This window comes from Alteromonas sp. ABV4_150 (genome assembly GCF_056311745.1).
Genome location: NZ_CM149971.1, coordinates 1,617,394 through 1,632,988, shown reverse-complemented (window position 1 = coordinate 1,632,988; position 15,595 = coordinate 1,617,394). Strand labels below are relative to the sequence as shown.

Sequence of the window (15,595 nt, the reverse complement as noted above, 5' to 3'; positions counted from 1 at the left end):
TTAAGCAGAAAGACGAGCGCGGCCTTTTGCACGGCGAGCTGCTAGTACTTTACGACCATTTTTAGTCGCCATACGAGCACGAAAACCGTGAGAACGCTTGCGCTTTAGATTGCTCGGTTGAAATGTTCTTTTCATGACCAAAGTCTCACTTATATTTAGTTAAACATAGGCGTTTTTGGTAACACATTATACTGTTGCCAGAACAATGTGGTGTTTTCACCAGAAAAGCCCATCGAAAAAGGACGCTGAATTCTAGAGATCTCGGGGCCTGCTGTCAATGGATATTCTTGCTTTTCGGACGAATAAGTGAACAATTTATGCCGTTTTTTGAACGATAACATTGTTTTTTACACAATTTAGTTGTGAATAACGCATAAATTTGACTCAGGTTATCCACAGCGGATTGTGAAAAACAAGACATTAGATGTAAATTGCAAGGTGATCTAACGGTTTTCTTAGTGAAATTTAGAATGATTTTTTCTTCTTATAGTTACATTTGATCTAAAGGTTAATGTCCTTAAATTCAATAGCTTAATATTTTGATCGAAAAGAACGATCGGGATCACCATTTACATTGTGTTGATAACGTAAGATAATCCACAGCGATTAAAACGAAAACTTAAATTTCTCGCTGCTACTCTACACCTCCAACGCTATTTTCTTCTAATGGCGCGCTTCAGTGCCTGCTATTCTATGCTTGGCTTTCAAAAGAGGGTGGTTTTTAGCGAGTAACCGGAGCTAACAACGTACCATGTCCTTGTGGAACCAATGTCTTGAAAGACTGCGTCAAGAACTACCTACGCAGCAATTTAGTATGTGGATACGACCGCTTGTTTGTGAAGAGCAGGGCGGTGTTGTAGCACTATACGCTCCTAATCGTTTTGTGCTTGATTGGGTAAGAGACAAGTACCTGAATAATATTACTGCTCTGCTAAGGGAATTTGCTGGAGCCGATGCACCTCAGTTGCGTTTAGAGGTAATGAGTCGCAATAGCGTAAACCGTTCTCAGCCGGCTACGGGTAATGCTGCTGGTTCAGTACATAGTTCAAACGGTGATAGCTACACCAACAGTTCTACTACTGTAAATTCTCCGAATCACGGACATAATTCAAATTACAGCGCGCCACAATTTACTAACCACAACGACGAGAGCCAGGTTCAGCATTCATCGTATCAGCGACAGCCCACCATATCTCAAAACAGTAATGTTGCTAGCGGTAGCGATCACTTTAATAATAAAGAGCAAAGCCAGGATCTAGGTGCTTATTCACAGCAAGCTGATCGCAATAATGCGGTTTCAAAAAATGTAGATCCTAATGGTCAGAGTCATTACGGAAATCATGCGCCAAGATCGTCAACGCCGCCAAAGGTGATCCCGATCCCTGAAGCGATGAAACATAAAAGCAATATTAATCCGACTTATCAGTTTGATAATTTTGTTGAGGGTAAATCTAACCAACTGGCACGCGCAGCGGCAACTCAGGTGGCGAACAATCCCGGCGGTTCATATAACCCATTGTTTATCTATGGTGGAACAGGTTTAGGTAAAACTCACTTATTGCATGCGGTGGGCAATGGTATTGTTGCAAACAATGGCGATGCCAAAATTGTTTATATGCATTCTGAGCGCTTTGTACAAGATATGGTTAAGGCGCTTCAAAATAATGCGATAGAAGATTTCAAGCGTTTCTATCGAAGCGTCGATGCCCTTCTTATCGATGATATCCAATTCTTTGCAAACAAAGAGCGTTCACAGGAAGAGTTTTTCCACACGTTTAATGCGCTTTTAGAAGGGAACCAGCAAATTATATTAACCTCTGATAGGTATCCCAAAGAGATTGATGGGGTAGAGGATAGATTGAAGTCGCGCTTTGGTTGGGGCTTAACTATTGCTATCGAACCACCAGAACTTGAAACCCGTGTCGCAATTTTGATGCGTAAAGCAGCTGAAAACCGTATTCACTTACCCAACGAAGTTGCATTCTTCATCGCTAAACGTTTGCGTTCAAATGTACGTGAGCTAGAGGGTGCACTAAACCGAGTTATTGCAAATGCAAATTTCACGGGCCGACCTATTACCATTGATTTTGTACGTGAAGCCCTACGCGATTTATTAGCGCTTCAAGAAAAGTTGGTAACTGTTGATAATATTCAGAAAACTGTCGCTGATTATTATAAGATAAAAGTAGCTGATATTTTGTCTAAACGCCGTAGTCGTAGCGTAGCACGCCCTCGCCAAGTAGCGATGGCGCTGGCTAAAGAGCTAACTAATCACAGCTTACCTGAATTAGGTAATGCGTTTGGTGGGCGAGACCATACTACCGTTTTGCATGCGTGCAGAAAAATAGAGCAGCTAAGAGAAGAAAGTCATGATATAAAAGAGGACTATAAGAACCTCATTAGGACTTTGTCTTCCTAACAACACGACTTTAGAGGCGAGATAGCACTGCGATGAAATTTTCTATAAGCCGCGAACAATTTTTACAACCCCTACAATTAGTGTCAGGTGCTGTTGAGCGTCGACATACACTGCCAATTCTTTCTAACGTTCTCATTAAAGTTAGTGAGGACGCACTTTGGCTTACCGGCACAGATTTAGAGGTCGAGCTAATTTCTAGCATAAAGCTAGAGGGAGAATTTACCGAGGGTGAAATTACTGTTCCAGCTAAAAAGCTATTTGATATCATCCGCGGTATTTCTGAAGGTACAGACATTCACTTCTCATTAGATGGAAGCAAGGCGCTTATTCGCGCCGGTCGAGGTCGCTATACGCTCTCTACCTTATCTGCTAACGATTATCCTAACCTTGAGGATTGGGAAGGTGAGGTTGAGTTTGAATTATCTTGCAGTGACTTAAAACGCCTTATCGACGCAACTAGTTTTTCTATGGCGCAACAAGATGTGCGCTACTACCTAAACGGTATGTCGCTTGAAACGGAAGAGAATATCATTCGTACCGTTGCCACTGACGGTCACCGTTTAGCACTTTGCCGTTTGAACTATGAAACTGCGTTACCGTCTCGTCAGGTGATTATTCCTCGAAAAGGGGTATTAGAAATATCTCGTCTTATTAGCGAAGATGACAAATCGCTAAAAGTACAAATTGGCGCCAATCATCTACGTATATTCTCAAACGATTTTATTTTCACTTCAAAACTAGTGGATGGTAGGTTCCCAGACTATCGCCGTGTTTTACCCCAAAACGGCGACAAGGAAATTATTGCCAGTAAGGCGGTTCTCAAAGAAGCATTTTCGCGAGCTGCCATCTTATCTAATGAAAAGTTCAGAGGCGTACGTTTAAACCTCTCTTCAGGTGAACTCAAAATAACAGCTAATAACCCAGAGCAAGAAGAGGCTGAAGAAATCGTTGATGTTCAATATCAGGGCGATGATTTAGAAATAGGTTTCAATGTTGCCTATCTTATAGATGTATTGAATGCGTTAGGCTCCGATGGCGTAAAAGTCAGTCTGTCTGATTCAAATGCGAGTGCGCTCATCGAGGATGATGCAGATGACGCTGCGTTGTATGTAATTATGCCAATGCGACTATAGTTTTCTTTATAAAAGTATTTGCACCTTTTCTTATAACGATTTTTATTTTGTTATTTACATATCTAATCCAAGAAGCGATAAGTTTAGTTATTTATCGCTTCTTTTTTATTTTTAGTGTGGCCTCATGAAACTGGATCGCGTCCAGATTACTCAGTTTCGTAATCTTACCTCCGTAACGCTTTCCCCTTCACCATCCTTAACGATAATAAAAGGTGCGAATGGCAGTGGGAAATCATCACTAATTGAAGCGCTTTACTATCTAGGTTTTGGTCGTTCTTTTAGAACGAATAAACACGGCTCAGTAATTCAGAATGAGAAAGACAGTTTTAGCGTTTTTGCTTCCTGTAAATCTGAGGCAGGTGAAATGCTGAAGCTAGGCTTTCAAAGAAGTAGAAACGAAACATTTACCTGTAGTATTGACGGCGAGCATTCAAATAAATTGTCTGATTTAGTTAGTTTAGTTCCCATTCAACTTTTCACACCTCAAAGTACAGACCTCATCATAGGCTCGCCATCTGAACGTCGGCGTTTTTGTGATTGGGGTTTGTTTCACGTGGAACACCAATTTCAGTCTATTGCTAATCAGTATGGTAAGTTTCTTAAACACAGAAATGCACTACTTAAACAGCAAGCAAACTTGTCCGCTCCACAAAACCAGTACTGGGAAACACAGTTCGCTGAGCTTGGCGAGACTTTAACTCTAACGCGCCAAGAATATGTCGATAGACTTACACCAATTTTTAAACAGTATGCAGAGGAATTTCTTCCGAACTTTGACGTGGAATTAAGTTACTATAAAGGGTGGGAAAAAGATGTCGCTTTATCAGAAAGCTTAGTTAAAAAACGCGAGTATGATGGTAAAATAGGACATACCTCTTCTGGGCCTCACAAAGCTGATTTAAGGCTTAAAGTGAATGGTGTTAACGCCCAAGAGCTTTTATCGAGAGGACAGCTTAGAATGGCTGTGGCAGCACTACAAATGTCACAGACAAAGCTATTCAACTCGGCAACACAACGAAAAAGTATATTTCTACTTGATGATGTAGGTGCTGAGTTAGACGCAGATAAAAGAGAACAATTTATTGATGGGTTGCTCGAAATGGATACGCAGGTTTTCGTTACTGCAATTGAGTCCTCGCAACTCGCATTTATACAAAAATACAACGAAAAGAAAATGTTTCACGTGGAACATGGAAGCGTGAAAGAGGAGTAAAAGCTAGTATGTCAGAAGAGAACAACTACGACTCGTCCAGTATTAAAGTACTTAAAGGATTAGATGCAGTAAGAAAGCGTCCGGGCATGTATATCGGTGATACTGATGATGGCACCGGATTACACCACATGGTATTTGAGGTGGTCGATAACTCTATCGATGAAGCACTGGCGGGACACTGTTCTGAAATAACTGTGCAAATCCATAGTGATGGATCAGTCTCTGTGTCTGACGATGGACGAGGTATCCCTACAGAATTGCACCCTGAAGAGGGCGTGTCTGCAGCCGAAGTCATAATGACCGTGCTTCACGCAGGCGGTAAATTTGATGACAACTCATACAAAGTTTCTGGCGGTCTTCACGGCGTAGGTGTATCGGTAGTAAATGCACTTTCTAGTCGCCTAAAGCTGCGTATTCGTCGTGCTGGTAAAGCCCATGAACAAGAATATCAACATGGTGTTCCACAGGCGCCACTTGCAGTTACTGGCGATACAGATAAAACGGGAACAATGATTCGTTTCTGGCCAAGTTCTGATACCTTCACAGATACACTGTACCATTACGATATTCTTGCTAAGCGCCTTCGCGAACTTTCATTCCTAAACTCCGGCGTTTCAATTCGTTTGAAAGACGAACGCGACGGTAAAGAAGACCACTTCATGTACGAAGGTGGTATTCAAGCTTTCGTCGAATATTTGAATGAAAAGAAAACACCAGTACATCAAAAAGTATTTCATTTCGCGAGCGAGCAAGAAGATGGCATTGCTGTAGAAGTTGCAATGCAGTGGAACGATAGTTTCCAAGAAAACGTATTCTGTTTTACCAACAATATTCCACAGCGAGATGGCGGTACTCACTTAGCAGGTTTCCGTGGAGCATTGACGCGTACACTGAACAACTATATGGAAAAGGAAGGCCTGAATAAAAAGGCTAAAACCAATGCCAGTGGTGATGATGCTCGTGAAGGTCTTACGGCTGTAATTTCAGTAAAAGTACCCGACCCAAAATTTAGTTCACAGACAAAAGACAAGCTTGTATCTTCTGAAGTTCGTCCTGCAGTTGAATCTGCGATGAATGAAAAACTTGCTGATTTCTTATTAGAAAACCCAGCTGAAAGTAAGATTATTGCGGGTAAAATCATTGATGCTGCGAGAGCGCGTGAAGCAGCCCGTAAAGCTCGCGAAATGACACGCCGTAAGGGCGCGCTAGATTTAGCCGGTCTGCCAGGTAAGCTTGCTGATTGTCAGGAAAAAGATCCTGCACTGAGCGAACTATACATAGTGGAGGGTGACTCGGCGGGCGGTTCAGCCAAGCAGGGTCGTAATCGTAAGAACCAAGCTATTTTGCCGCTTAAAGGTAAGATCCTTAACGTTGAGAAAGCACGCTTTGACAAGATGCTTTCTTCACAAGAAGTTGCAACGCTTATCACAGCATTAGGCTGTGGTATCGGCCGTGACGAATATGACCCAGAAAAGCTACGCTATCACAGCATCATTATCATGACCGATGCTGATGTGGATGGCTCTCACATTCGTACGCTTCTACTAACGTTCTTCTATCGTCAAATGCCTGAAATCATCGAACGTGGTTATGTTTATATTGCTCAACCTCCACTTTATAAGGTGAAGAAAGGTAAGCAAGAACAATATCTAAAAGACGATGATGCTTTGACTAATTATCTTACAGGTATCGCTATTGATGGGGCATCATTGCACACTAGTGATGACGATCCAGGCATCAGCGGTGTAGGGCTAGAAAACCTAGTTAAGCAATATCAGTCAGTAGAGAAAATGATTGCCCGTATGAAGCGCAAAATGCCTTCAGCGATTCTTTACCGCATGCTGTACACGCCTACGCTTAACCTTGAAGATCTGAAAGATGAATCAGCACTAGAGCACGTAGCGAAACACTTCGTAGAGCAGCTTACAGAGCGCGAAAACGATGGTGCAACGTACCGTTATGAAATTCGTACTGACGCTGAGTTAAGCGAATACTACATTACGATTATCATGCGTATGCACGGTATCGATTATGAGTACATTATCGACCATGAATTCATTGAGTCGTCTGAGTACCAGCGTCTGAAAGAACTTAACTTAGCTATCAATGATATGATGGGTGTAGACGCTTACATTAAGCGTGGTGAACGTAAACAACCTGTAGAGTCTTTCAAAGACGCTTTAGATTGGTTAATGAATGAAGCGAAACGTGGTCAATACATTCAGCGCTATAAAGGGTTAGGCGAGATGAACCCGGAGCAGCTTTGGGAAACGACCATGGACCCTGAAAGCCGTCGTATGCTTCAAGTTACTATTGAAGATGCTATCGGTTGTGACCAGTTATTTACAACGTTAATGGGCGACCAAGTAGAGCCGCGTAGAGAATTCATCGAAGCGAATGCGCTTAAAGTGGAAAACTTAGATGTTTAGATAAACGTTTATCGAGTCTAAGAAACTGTTTAAAAGCGGCCAAACTTATGAAGTGACCCCCAATAGTTGGACTATCCAATTACTGGGGGTCTTTTTATTACAGTTAAGCAAAAGTATGCAATGATGAAATATCAATGAGTTTCTAACACTTCATTAGTTGCTATATAAAGAAAGGATGTCTTATGCGCTTACTTCTCACATTGTTATTCTTATCAGTTATTGCCGGCTGTTCAGAGCGTAACGATATTACCGATTCTCAAATTCGATATAACACGGCGATTAACGAACATAATGGTATTGTTTCGAAAGCGCACAACTATTTAGACAAAAATTTAGTTGGCGATTTACGGCTCGATATTGTTCACCTCATATATGCAAAGGAACTTGTTCACCATGCAGCAAAAGTATTTGAGCATGCGAAAATCACCGGTGTTGAATCAGAAAAATTAAAAGCCCTTACTACACGGCTAAGCAAATACGATAAAGATGCGCAGGTCCTTGCTATTGAATTACTTAACGCTTCTTTAAAAAAAACGCTTGAATTCAAACAGACGGTAAACAACATGCCCTTATTACCTGTAGGCGGCGCATCACTTCACAGCAAATCGATGATTGATTATTTGGGTGTAGAGTACAACAACTCACTGGATAAATGTTGTTTAAAACCGTTGAAAAATATTGAGGTTTTATTGAGAGGGGTGAAAGATGAGACTGCTTGGGCGATAAGGAAAAAAATAGTAAACATTGAAAACCAGCTGTCTTATGTTTTAACTAATAATGAATACCAAAAAGATTATGCTAACCAGCTTATGGCCCTAAACGAGGCTTTAGCTGTTAACTAATAAAAGGATTTAACATGAAGAAATTTCGTCTAAGTATCATTCTTGCCACGGGGTTTATAATATCTCAGGCTAGCTCTGCGCAATCAAATCTTACTAAGTCCGAGGTAGCGTATGAAAAAGATTGGCGTACTCTCGAGCATAAAGTAATTTTGACCCAAGAATTTAAAACAAGAATCAAGACGAAATCATTGCAGTTTGATTTCTCTGGTTTGTGGGGGACAGCTGGAAGCCACCTCCCTGAACAGCCTGAAATAGCGTCCTATAATATTTCTCTAGAAGAGGGTGTATTTGGCGTTAAAGCCGGTATGAAAACTATAGATGCATTTAAGATACTTGGTGTGCCGACGTCGGAAGTGGCTTTAAATGATAGTGATGTGCTCTATTCGTTTGGAAGAAACCTTTGGCTTGTTGCAAAAAATGACAAAGTACATATTGTCACTAATAAAAATAATTGGATATCAAGCACATTAAAAAGCTTAATTGCTTTTGATGAACGCAATCTAAACAGTTGGAAAATAGACGGACATATTGAGAGGGGGGCGACAAAACAACAAGTATTAGCGTCCTTAGATGGAGAATTTATCGAAGATATGAAATTCCGACTCAATGCAGATTCAAATGATAAAGGTCTCGAAATAGATTTTGTGAGAGACAGCTTTTCAGAAGGTGCTATGTTGATTGTGAATGAATTTCGTTATGGAAACCTCACCGATAATGTCACGATAGATACGAACTACATCAACGACAATACTCAGGGGCATTACGATACGATTGACCATATGGTGCGTGAAAATACAAAAAATAAAAAGCCAACGTTAATTTCAGACTTATCTTATTATCCAATTTTTACAGCGTATGGGACGGAAAAACAGAAAATCTATGCTTACGATAATCATTTAATTTTGATAGCTGATGATGAGGAAATAAAAAAAATCTATATTGCAGAAACACTTTTTTATAGCACAAATTCGCACGCTAAGTGGAAATTTGGAAATATTTATGCCAATCAAGTGAGTGATGAACTCGCCGATAAATTCGAAGGTGAGGTGTTTGGCGTAGATGATTATTGGGAAGTGTATACGGATGCTTTTAAATATGATTTCTACTTTAAGAAGGACGATAACACGCTAGTATTAGACGAATTAGCGATAGAGATATATTAAGCGACATCTAGTAAATCTCTAACCACTGGTAACTTTACTGCTGGGTAACACTATGTAATACCTTAAAAAGTAATAGGCATTGCACCTGAGGCAATAGTGCTACCCCTAGCAGGTTATATCTTACTAACAACCAAGGCAACTTCCCCCGCGCTCGCTGGCGTTGCAGTGAAGCGATAGGTTCCCGTGGAAGAGGGTGTGAACTGTAGGTTCTCTGAGCCCTGCTCACAAACTAAATAAACGGTAGAGCCTAACATTACAGGCTGACCTTTATATTTGCCGCCACAGCTCTGTGAAGGCGTCCATTTTGCATCTGATAACCTGAAATCGTAAGGTTGACCATCAGCAATGAGTTCTACGTCTACTGTCCAACCTGAATCTGAGCGTTTAAACTTATAAGCTGCATCGGCTTCCCACCAGTTAAAGACGCCTCTTAGAAACATGTTTTCAAACTGAATACGTGGTACTTCCGGTGCTATTTCTGGGATCTTAAAGCTTCCACTGCTTGAGCACGCCGACAGGGCTATGCACATAGAAGCTATAGTTAGTAACTTTTTCACAGTTTCTCCCTTTATAAAAAAGCCCAACGTAAAGGTTGGGCTTTCATTTATTGCAGTATTAAACCGCATTAACGTTGACTAGCCTTATGACTTCGCAAGAATTGAAATATCCGCGGTAGTAAGGAAAAGTTGCCTTAAAAGTGATAGTAGAGCAAGTCGGTTATTCTTCACTGCTTCGTCATCTGCCATAACCATTACGTTATCGAAGAAGTTATCGATTACATCACGTAAGGTTGCAAGTGCCGAAAGAATGCGTGTGTAGTCATGCGAAGGTAGCGCGCTATCCACGTCTTTTTGTGCAGCTTTTAACTGAACATAAAGCGCTTTTTCAGCATCTTCAGTTAACAGTGACTCATCAATGTTAACTGAATTAGTCACATCTACTTTTTGCTTAGCAAGAATGTTTGCTACGCGCTTATTAGCAGCAGCTAACGCTTCTGCCTCTTCTAATGCTTTGAATTTATCTACCGCATGAATACGGGCAAGGTAATCAGATGGCTTAGTAGGGCGACGAGCTGATACGGCTTGTATAACGTCAATGGCGATAGCCTGATCTTGTAGGAGGGCGTTGAAGCGTCCTAATACAAAATCAACGACCAAAGTTTGTGTTTCAGCATTTGTTAATTTATCGCCATATACCTCTACTGCTTTGCTCACAAGTGTTTCAAGGTCTAAAGGCAACGATAGCTCGGTAACAATGCGCAAAACACCGATAGCTGCACGACGAAGCGCAAACGGGTCTTTATCGCCCTTTGGCAACTGACCAATACCAAAGATACCGACTAACGTATCGAGCTTGTCAGCAAGGGCTACCGATGCGCTTACGCCAGAGCTAGGAAGTGCATCACCTGCAAAGCGCGGCATGTACTGCTCGTATAAGGCTTCAGCTACAGGCGCGTCTTCGCCGTCATTAAGCGCATAATATTTGCCCATAACGCCCTGAACATCTGGAAATTCCATTACCATATTGGACATTAAGTCTGTTTTAGCTAGAAGGCCTGCGCGGGCTGCCTGTGCTTCATTCGCATCAATTTGTGATGCAATGAATGCCGAAAGAGAAGATATGCGCTCTGACTTTTCTTTAAGCGTACCAAGTTGCTTTTGAAACAAAACAGTTTCTAAGCTCTCAAGGCGACTTTCTAACGTTGTCTTTTTATCGCTGTTAAAGAAGAACTCAGCGTCTGCTAGGCGAGGGCGGATAACCTTCTCATTACCTGAGATAACTTGAGATGCGTCATGGCTTTCGATATTGGTTACAAACAAGAAGGTATTAGAAAGTGCGCCATCACTGTCAAGCAGCGGCACATACTTCTGGTCGTCCTTCATAGTGTAGATTAGTGCTTCTTTCGGCACTTCTAAGAAGCCCTTATCGAATCCTGCTTGCAGTACTACAGGCCACTCTACAAGAGAAGCAATTTCTTCAAGCAGCTCTTCATTATAATCTGGCTTAAGAGATAAGTTTTTGGCTGCGTCTTCAAGTTGCTGACGAACTTTATCTTTACGCGCTTCAAAATCTGCTAGTACATATTGTTGCTCTAAGGCTGAGGCGTAGTTGTCAGCATGATCAAGCTCAAATCGACCTTCGCCGTGGAATCGGTGACCTTGAACAACGCGATCGCTTGTTAGGCCCAACACTGAAACGTTAACCACTTCACTACCGTAAAGTACACAGAGAGTATGAACGGGGCGAATAAACTGAGTATTATAGTTACCCCAGCGCATAGGCTTTGGAATAGGTAGCTTGCTTACGGCTTGATTAATCAAACCTTCTAACAACTCAGCAATTGTTTGACCAGGCACATGTGCTTTATGAAGTAGCCACTCACCTTTATCAGTAACCAAACGTTCCGCATCAGAAACGTCTATACCGTTACCGCGTGCCCAACCTTGTGCTGCTTTGGTGGGGTTACCGTCAGCATCAAATGCGGCGGATACAGCGGGGCCTCGTTTCTCTACCACTTTATCAGCCTGACCTTCAGCAAGGCCTGAAACGTAAACCGCTAAGCGGCGAGGTGCTGCAAACCAGCTAACTGAGTCAAAACTTAAGTCGGCTTGGCTGAGCGCTGCTTCAAATTGTGTGGCGAAGGCTTCGCCCAAAGACTTAAGCGCTTTTGGTGGTAACTCTTCAGTACCTAATTCAACTAAACAATTTTCTGTACGCACGCTTATGCCTCCTTGTTACATAGCGGGAAGCCTAATGCTTCACGTGCTTGGTAATAGCTCTCTGCACACGCTTTGGCAAGCGTACGAACGCGAAGAATATAGCGCTGGCGTTCTGTTACTGAAATAGCATGACGTGCATCAAGCAAATTAAATGCGTGTGAGGCCTTCATGACCTGCTCATAAGCAGGAAGTGGAAGGTTGTTTTCGATAAGCTTCTTACTTTCTGCTTCACACTCATCAAAGGTTCTAAATAGCGCTTCAACATTGGCGTGTTCAAAGTTATAAGTAGACTGCTCCACTTCGTTTTGATGGAATACATCACCATAGGTGACTTTGCCCATTGGGCCATCAGTCCAAACAAGGTCATAGATACTATCTACACCTTGAACGTACATAGCCAGTCGCTCTAAGCCGTAAGTAATCTCACCAGTAACAGGCTTACATTCAAGGCCGCCTACCTGTTGGAAGTAAGTGAACTGAGTCACTTCCATGCCGTTTAACCATACTTCCCAACCTAGACCCCACGCACCAAGCGTTGGTGATTCCCAGTTGTCTTCTACGAAACGAATGTCGTGAACCAGCGGATCAAAGCCTAACTCTTTTAAAGAGCCCAAGTACAACTCCTGAATATTGTCAGGTGAAGGCTTAAGCATTACTTGGAATTGATAGTAGTGCTGTAAGCGATTTGGGTTCTCACCGTAACGACCGTCGGTGGGTCTACGGCATGGTTGAACATAGGCGCTACTCATTGGCTCTGGACCTAAAGAACGTAGGAACGTCATCGGGTGAAAAGTACCTGCACCCACTTCCATATCCAGAGGCTGAATAATAACGCAGCCCTGACGCGCCCAATAATCTTGAAGCGCAAGGATCAACCCTTGAAAGGTCTTAATATCGTATTTCTGCATACATCCGCTGCTTATTAGTTAACTGACTTAAAATTAAGGTGGGATAGTATACAATTTGTGAGGCATAGTATGTAGGTGTAAAGGGTGAAAAAACGTCACGAATACAGGCAATATGCCACTTCACAACAAGGATTTAATCTTTAGCCATGTCCAATCATATAAAAACAGAACAGAACACGCCATTACACCGTTGCGGTTGGGTGAGCAACGACCCTGTTTATTTGGCTTATCATGACAATGAATGGGGTGTGCCTGAACTAAATAGTCGAGCGCTGTTTGCTAAATTATGCCTAGATGGTCAACAAGCAGGCTTATCTTGGTTAACTATCCTTAAAAAACAACAGAATTTTGAGCGGGCATTTCATCAGTTTAACCCTGAGAAAATCGCGATGATGGGCCCCGCTGATGTGGAGAGGCTAATGCAGAACAGCGGTATAATCAGAAACAAACTTAAAATAGAGTCTGTTATAAAAAACGCTAAAGGGTACCTGGCTATAGAGGAAACACAGCCATTTAGCGAGTTTATTTGGCAATTTACAGGCGGACGTACTGTGATAAATGCATGGGACGACTTTAAGCAAGCCCCCACCTCTACGGACGCATCGAAAGCAATGTCCAAAGCATTGAAAAAGCAGGGATTTAATTTTGTTGGTGAAACAATTTGCTACGCTTTCATGCAAGCAGTGGGAATGGTTAATGATCACGAAGTAGGGTGTCACTGCTATCAGCGTACCTGTGACTTGGCAATAAAGTGATATGGAAAGCGACACAAATGCGAATATAGAAAGAAAAAAAGACCGAGCACCGAATGATGTTCGATCTTTTTTATATATGCCTGACGCTTAAGCTTTTGTTTTGAAAAAAACGTTTCTTTTTATTGAGCGCTCATCAGAGTTTCACAGTAGGCTTTAAGCGGCGTTAATTCATCCAGTACTTTAGACTCGTATTCAGACTCAATTTGTTCTCGGGCAATATCCTGCTTTCTTCGCTCATTCTTAGGAAGTTGCTGTCTTGCTTCTAAAATAGCAAAGCCACTGACCTCGGTGAAAAGTGCATGAACTTGCGGATACTGCGCTTTAAAGTCAGGTGGTGAATTAATAGGAAGGGCGTTAAGCAAGTTAACGATGCGAATAACACCTTCTGATAAATCACACTGCTGTTGCTCCATCGCTTTAGCAATCACTATGATGCTTTCAGTGATATTAGCAATGCGAGATTGCCTTGCTGCTTCCTGTCGAGCTTTCTGCTGCTTTAGCATAAACAGCAACTTACCTGCGTAAAAGCCAAGTCCAACAATGATTAGTAGCGCAATGCCTGAAAGTACTGCCCAAAGCATAACGTTTTCCTGTTTCTATTAATGCTTAAAGTCGTCGATGTTAATAGCGTCTAAATCGTTGAACGGATCCATATCGTCATCTTCATCATCGTCTTCCACTATACCTAACAGGTCACAAAGGATGCGATGGCGCGCCATTTTTTCATCTACGTATGCTTGTTGCTCGCGAGTAAGCGGCTTGTCATCATCAAGCTTATCAAGTAAATCTGTTAAGCGTTGGTCTGCTTCTAAGGCTGCTAACTCTTGGGCTGGAGTAGCGTACTTTTTCTTTTGAGCAGGGGTTGGTGTTACCGTTTTCACAAGCTGAACAGGCTTCTTACTGCCGTGACGAGGATCTTTGTTCTCAGCACTCTTTTTGCCAGTTACTTTTTTCTGTTCAACATTGTGACGACTACCTGCAGGCTTACCCTTGTGCTTTTTAGGGCGAGGCGAATCTGATTTACGGTTTTCGCTAGGTTTAAAGTCAGGGTCTTTACGAACGCCGATTTGACCGACTTTACGTGATTTCTTTGAACGTGCCATAATTTCCAAATAACAAAGAGAGTGAAAAAACAGCGCTATTATAGCGCGAATTAGTGTCTGCGTATTGATCTTTGGGTGTGCGGTTAAAAATCAATGCGCATAAAGGTAGTGATAGATAATCTATTTTAGTGCTTCTTCAATAGCACAACGTCATTTGCTGGAAAACTTACATCATAGCCGTCTTTTTGTGCTAGGTAATGAAAAGTTTTTTCGCTGAAAAAGCTTACATGTGTAATGTCGTTTTTATAATGCCAATTTGCAAAGCGAGCCTTATCGAGTACGCGCTTTGTCATGATGGCAAGAACTCCACCAGGCGCAACTAGTTTGTTAAACAGTGCCCATTCCACGTGCGGTGTGTGGAAGTGTTCGATAGCTTCTGTACAGGTTACAATGTCGTAACTTCTCTCAAGTACCTTTAAGGACGGGGAATAAAAAGGGTCGAAGGTACACATATTCACCCCTTCTTCTAAAAGCATACTTGCCAAGACAGGCGCGGGACCGCAGCCAAAGTCTAATCCGGATAGCTCTTCTGCGTTAGTCGCTTTTATAAAAGGTGAAAGTGGCGTTAAAACCTTTCCTAAAAACTTTCGATATCCTTCATCTTCAAAGTTGTTTTCGTGAAGGTCATATTCCTGCTTTTCTATCTCTTTTGAGGGCAGGTATTTAGGAGATACATAAACTAGGTCGCATTCACAACACTGCAGGTATTCTCGCTTTTTGTCAGTGTGGTAGTGAGTCGATGTATTAGTGCTTTGACATAAAGGACAGAACATAAAAGGTGGATATTTACAAAGGGACTAAGAAAAGAAAAAGGTGATGGCTTTCACCATCACCTTACATTGTATGAGTGTCAGACGACACCTCTCCCGTTATACACATCTATGTGTAGCTGGCTTCCCTAGCTGTGCTC

General features: G+C 42.0%; 14 protein-coding genes. 7 read left to right on the top strand and 7 right to left on the bottom strand.

Features of this window, described 5'->3' with window-relative positions:
- The gene (gene rpmH, locus ACYX4M_RS07115) at nt 1-135 is read right to left on the bottom strand and encodes a 50S ribosomal protein L34 (RefSeq protein WP_014290886.1); all 135 of its coding nucleotides are present in this window, start codon (nt 133-135) and stop codon (nt 1-3) included.
- 616 nt (nt 136-751) lie between these two features.
- On the opposite strand from rpmH, the gene dnaA reads away from it, so the two are divergent.
- The 6 genes from dnaA (at nt 752) to ACYX4M_RS07085 (ending at nt 9,199) form a co-directional block, all read left to right on the top strand.
- Complete coding sequence (gene dnaA / locus ACYX4M_RS07110) at nt 752-2,419, top strand: chromosomal replication initiator protein DnaA (protein ID WP_476082448.1); 1,668 nt, start codon at nt 752-754, stop codon at nt 2,417-2,419.
- 32 nt (nt 2,420-2,451) lie between these two features.
- A complete protein-coding gene (gene dnaN, locus ACYX4M_RS07105) occupies nt 2,452-3,552 on the top strand; it encodes a DNA polymerase III subunit beta (protein ID WP_476082447.1) in 1,101 nt (366 codons plus the stop codon).
- Nucleotides 3,553-3,676: 124 nt separating this feature from the next.
- Complete coding sequence (gene recF, locus ACYX4M_RS07100; protein WP_476082446.1) at nt 3,677-4,765, top strand: DNA replication/repair protein RecF; 1,089 nt, start codon at nt 3,677-3,679, stop codon at nt 4,763-4,765.
- A gap of 8 nt (nt 4,766-4,773) precedes the next feature.
- On the top strand, nt 4,774-7,194 hold the full coding sequence (gene gyrB / locus ACYX4M_RS07095) for a DNA topoisomerase (ATP-hydrolyzing) subunit B (protein WP_476082445.1): 2,421 nt from the start codon (nt 4,774-4,776) through the stop codon (nt 7,192-7,194).
- A gap of 182 nt (nt 7,195-7,376) precedes the next feature.
- Nucleotides 7,377-8,036, top strand: a complete 660-nt coding sequence (locus tag ACYX4M_RS07090) for a hypothetical protein (protein ID WP_476082444.1) — start codon at nt 7,377-7,379, stop codon at nt 8,034-8,036.
- A gap of 14 nt (nt 8,037-8,050) precedes the next feature.
- On the top strand, nt 8,051-9,199 hold the full coding sequence (locus ACYX4M_RS07085) for a hypothetical protein (RefSeq protein ID WP_476082443.1): 1,149 nt from the start codon (nt 8,051-8,053) through the stop codon (nt 9,197-9,199).
- A 113-nt stretch (nt 9,200-9,312) separates the two neighbouring features.
- Here the strand turns inward: ACYX4M_RS07085 and ACYX4M_RS07080 are convergent, their stop codons facing one another.
- The 3 genes from ACYX4M_RS07080 to glyQ form a co-directional block, all read right to left on the bottom strand.
- The gene (locus ACYX4M_RS07080; protein ID WP_476082442.1) at nt 9,313-9,756 is read right to left on the bottom strand and encodes a hypothetical protein; all 444 of its coding nucleotides are present in this window, start codon (nt 9,754-9,756) and stop codon (nt 9,313-9,315) included.
- Nucleotides 9,757-9,840: 84 nt separating this feature from the next.
- Nucleotides 9,841-11,919: a glycine--tRNA ligase subunit beta gene (glyS, locus tag ACYX4M_RS07075; RefSeq protein WP_476082441.1), complete on the bottom strand. Its 2,079-nt coding sequence runs from the start codon at nt 11,917-11,919 to the stop codon at nt 9,841-9,843.
- A 2-nt stretch (nt 11,920-11,921) separates the two neighbouring features.
- A complete protein-coding gene (gene glyQ / locus ACYX4M_RS07070) occupies nt 11,922-12,827 on the bottom strand; it encodes a glycine--tRNA ligase subunit alpha (RefSeq protein WP_014947716.1) in 906 nt (301 codons plus the stop codon).
- Between the two features lie 146 nt (nt 12,828-12,973).
- Between glyQ and ACYX4M_RS07065 the strand changes: the two genes are divergently transcribed.
- A complete protein-coding gene (locus tag ACYX4M_RS07065; RefSeq protein WP_476082440.1) occupies nt 12,974-13,582 on the top strand; it encodes a DNA-3-methyladenine glycosylase I in 609 nt (202 codons plus the stop codon).
- A gap of 119 nt (nt 13,583-13,701) precedes the next feature.
- Here ACYX4M_RS07065 and ACYX4M_RS07060 read toward each other — a convergent pair whose 3' ends face one another.
- The 3 genes from ACYX4M_RS07060 to ACYX4M_RS07050 form a co-directional block, all read right to left on the bottom strand.
- A complete protein-coding gene (locus tag ACYX4M_RS07060) occupies nt 13,702-14,163 on the bottom strand; it encodes a DUF2489 domain-containing protein (RefSeq protein WP_476082439.1) in 462 nt (153 codons plus the stop codon).
- A gap of 18 nt (nt 14,164-14,181) precedes the next feature.
- On the bottom strand, nt 14,182-14,685 hold the full coding sequence (gene yihI, locus ACYX4M_RS07055) for a Der GTPase-activating protein YihI (RefSeq protein ID WP_474828884.1): 504 nt from the start codon (nt 14,683-14,685) through the stop codon (nt 14,182-14,184).
- Nucleotides 14,686-14,810: 125 nt separating this feature from the next.
- On the bottom strand, nt 14,811-15,458 hold the full coding sequence (locus ACYX4M_RS07050) for a class I SAM-dependent methyltransferase (RefSeq protein ID WP_476082438.1): 648 nt from the start codon (nt 15,456-15,458) through the stop codon (nt 14,811-14,813).
- Nucleotides 15,459-15,595: the final 137 nt, after the last annotated feature.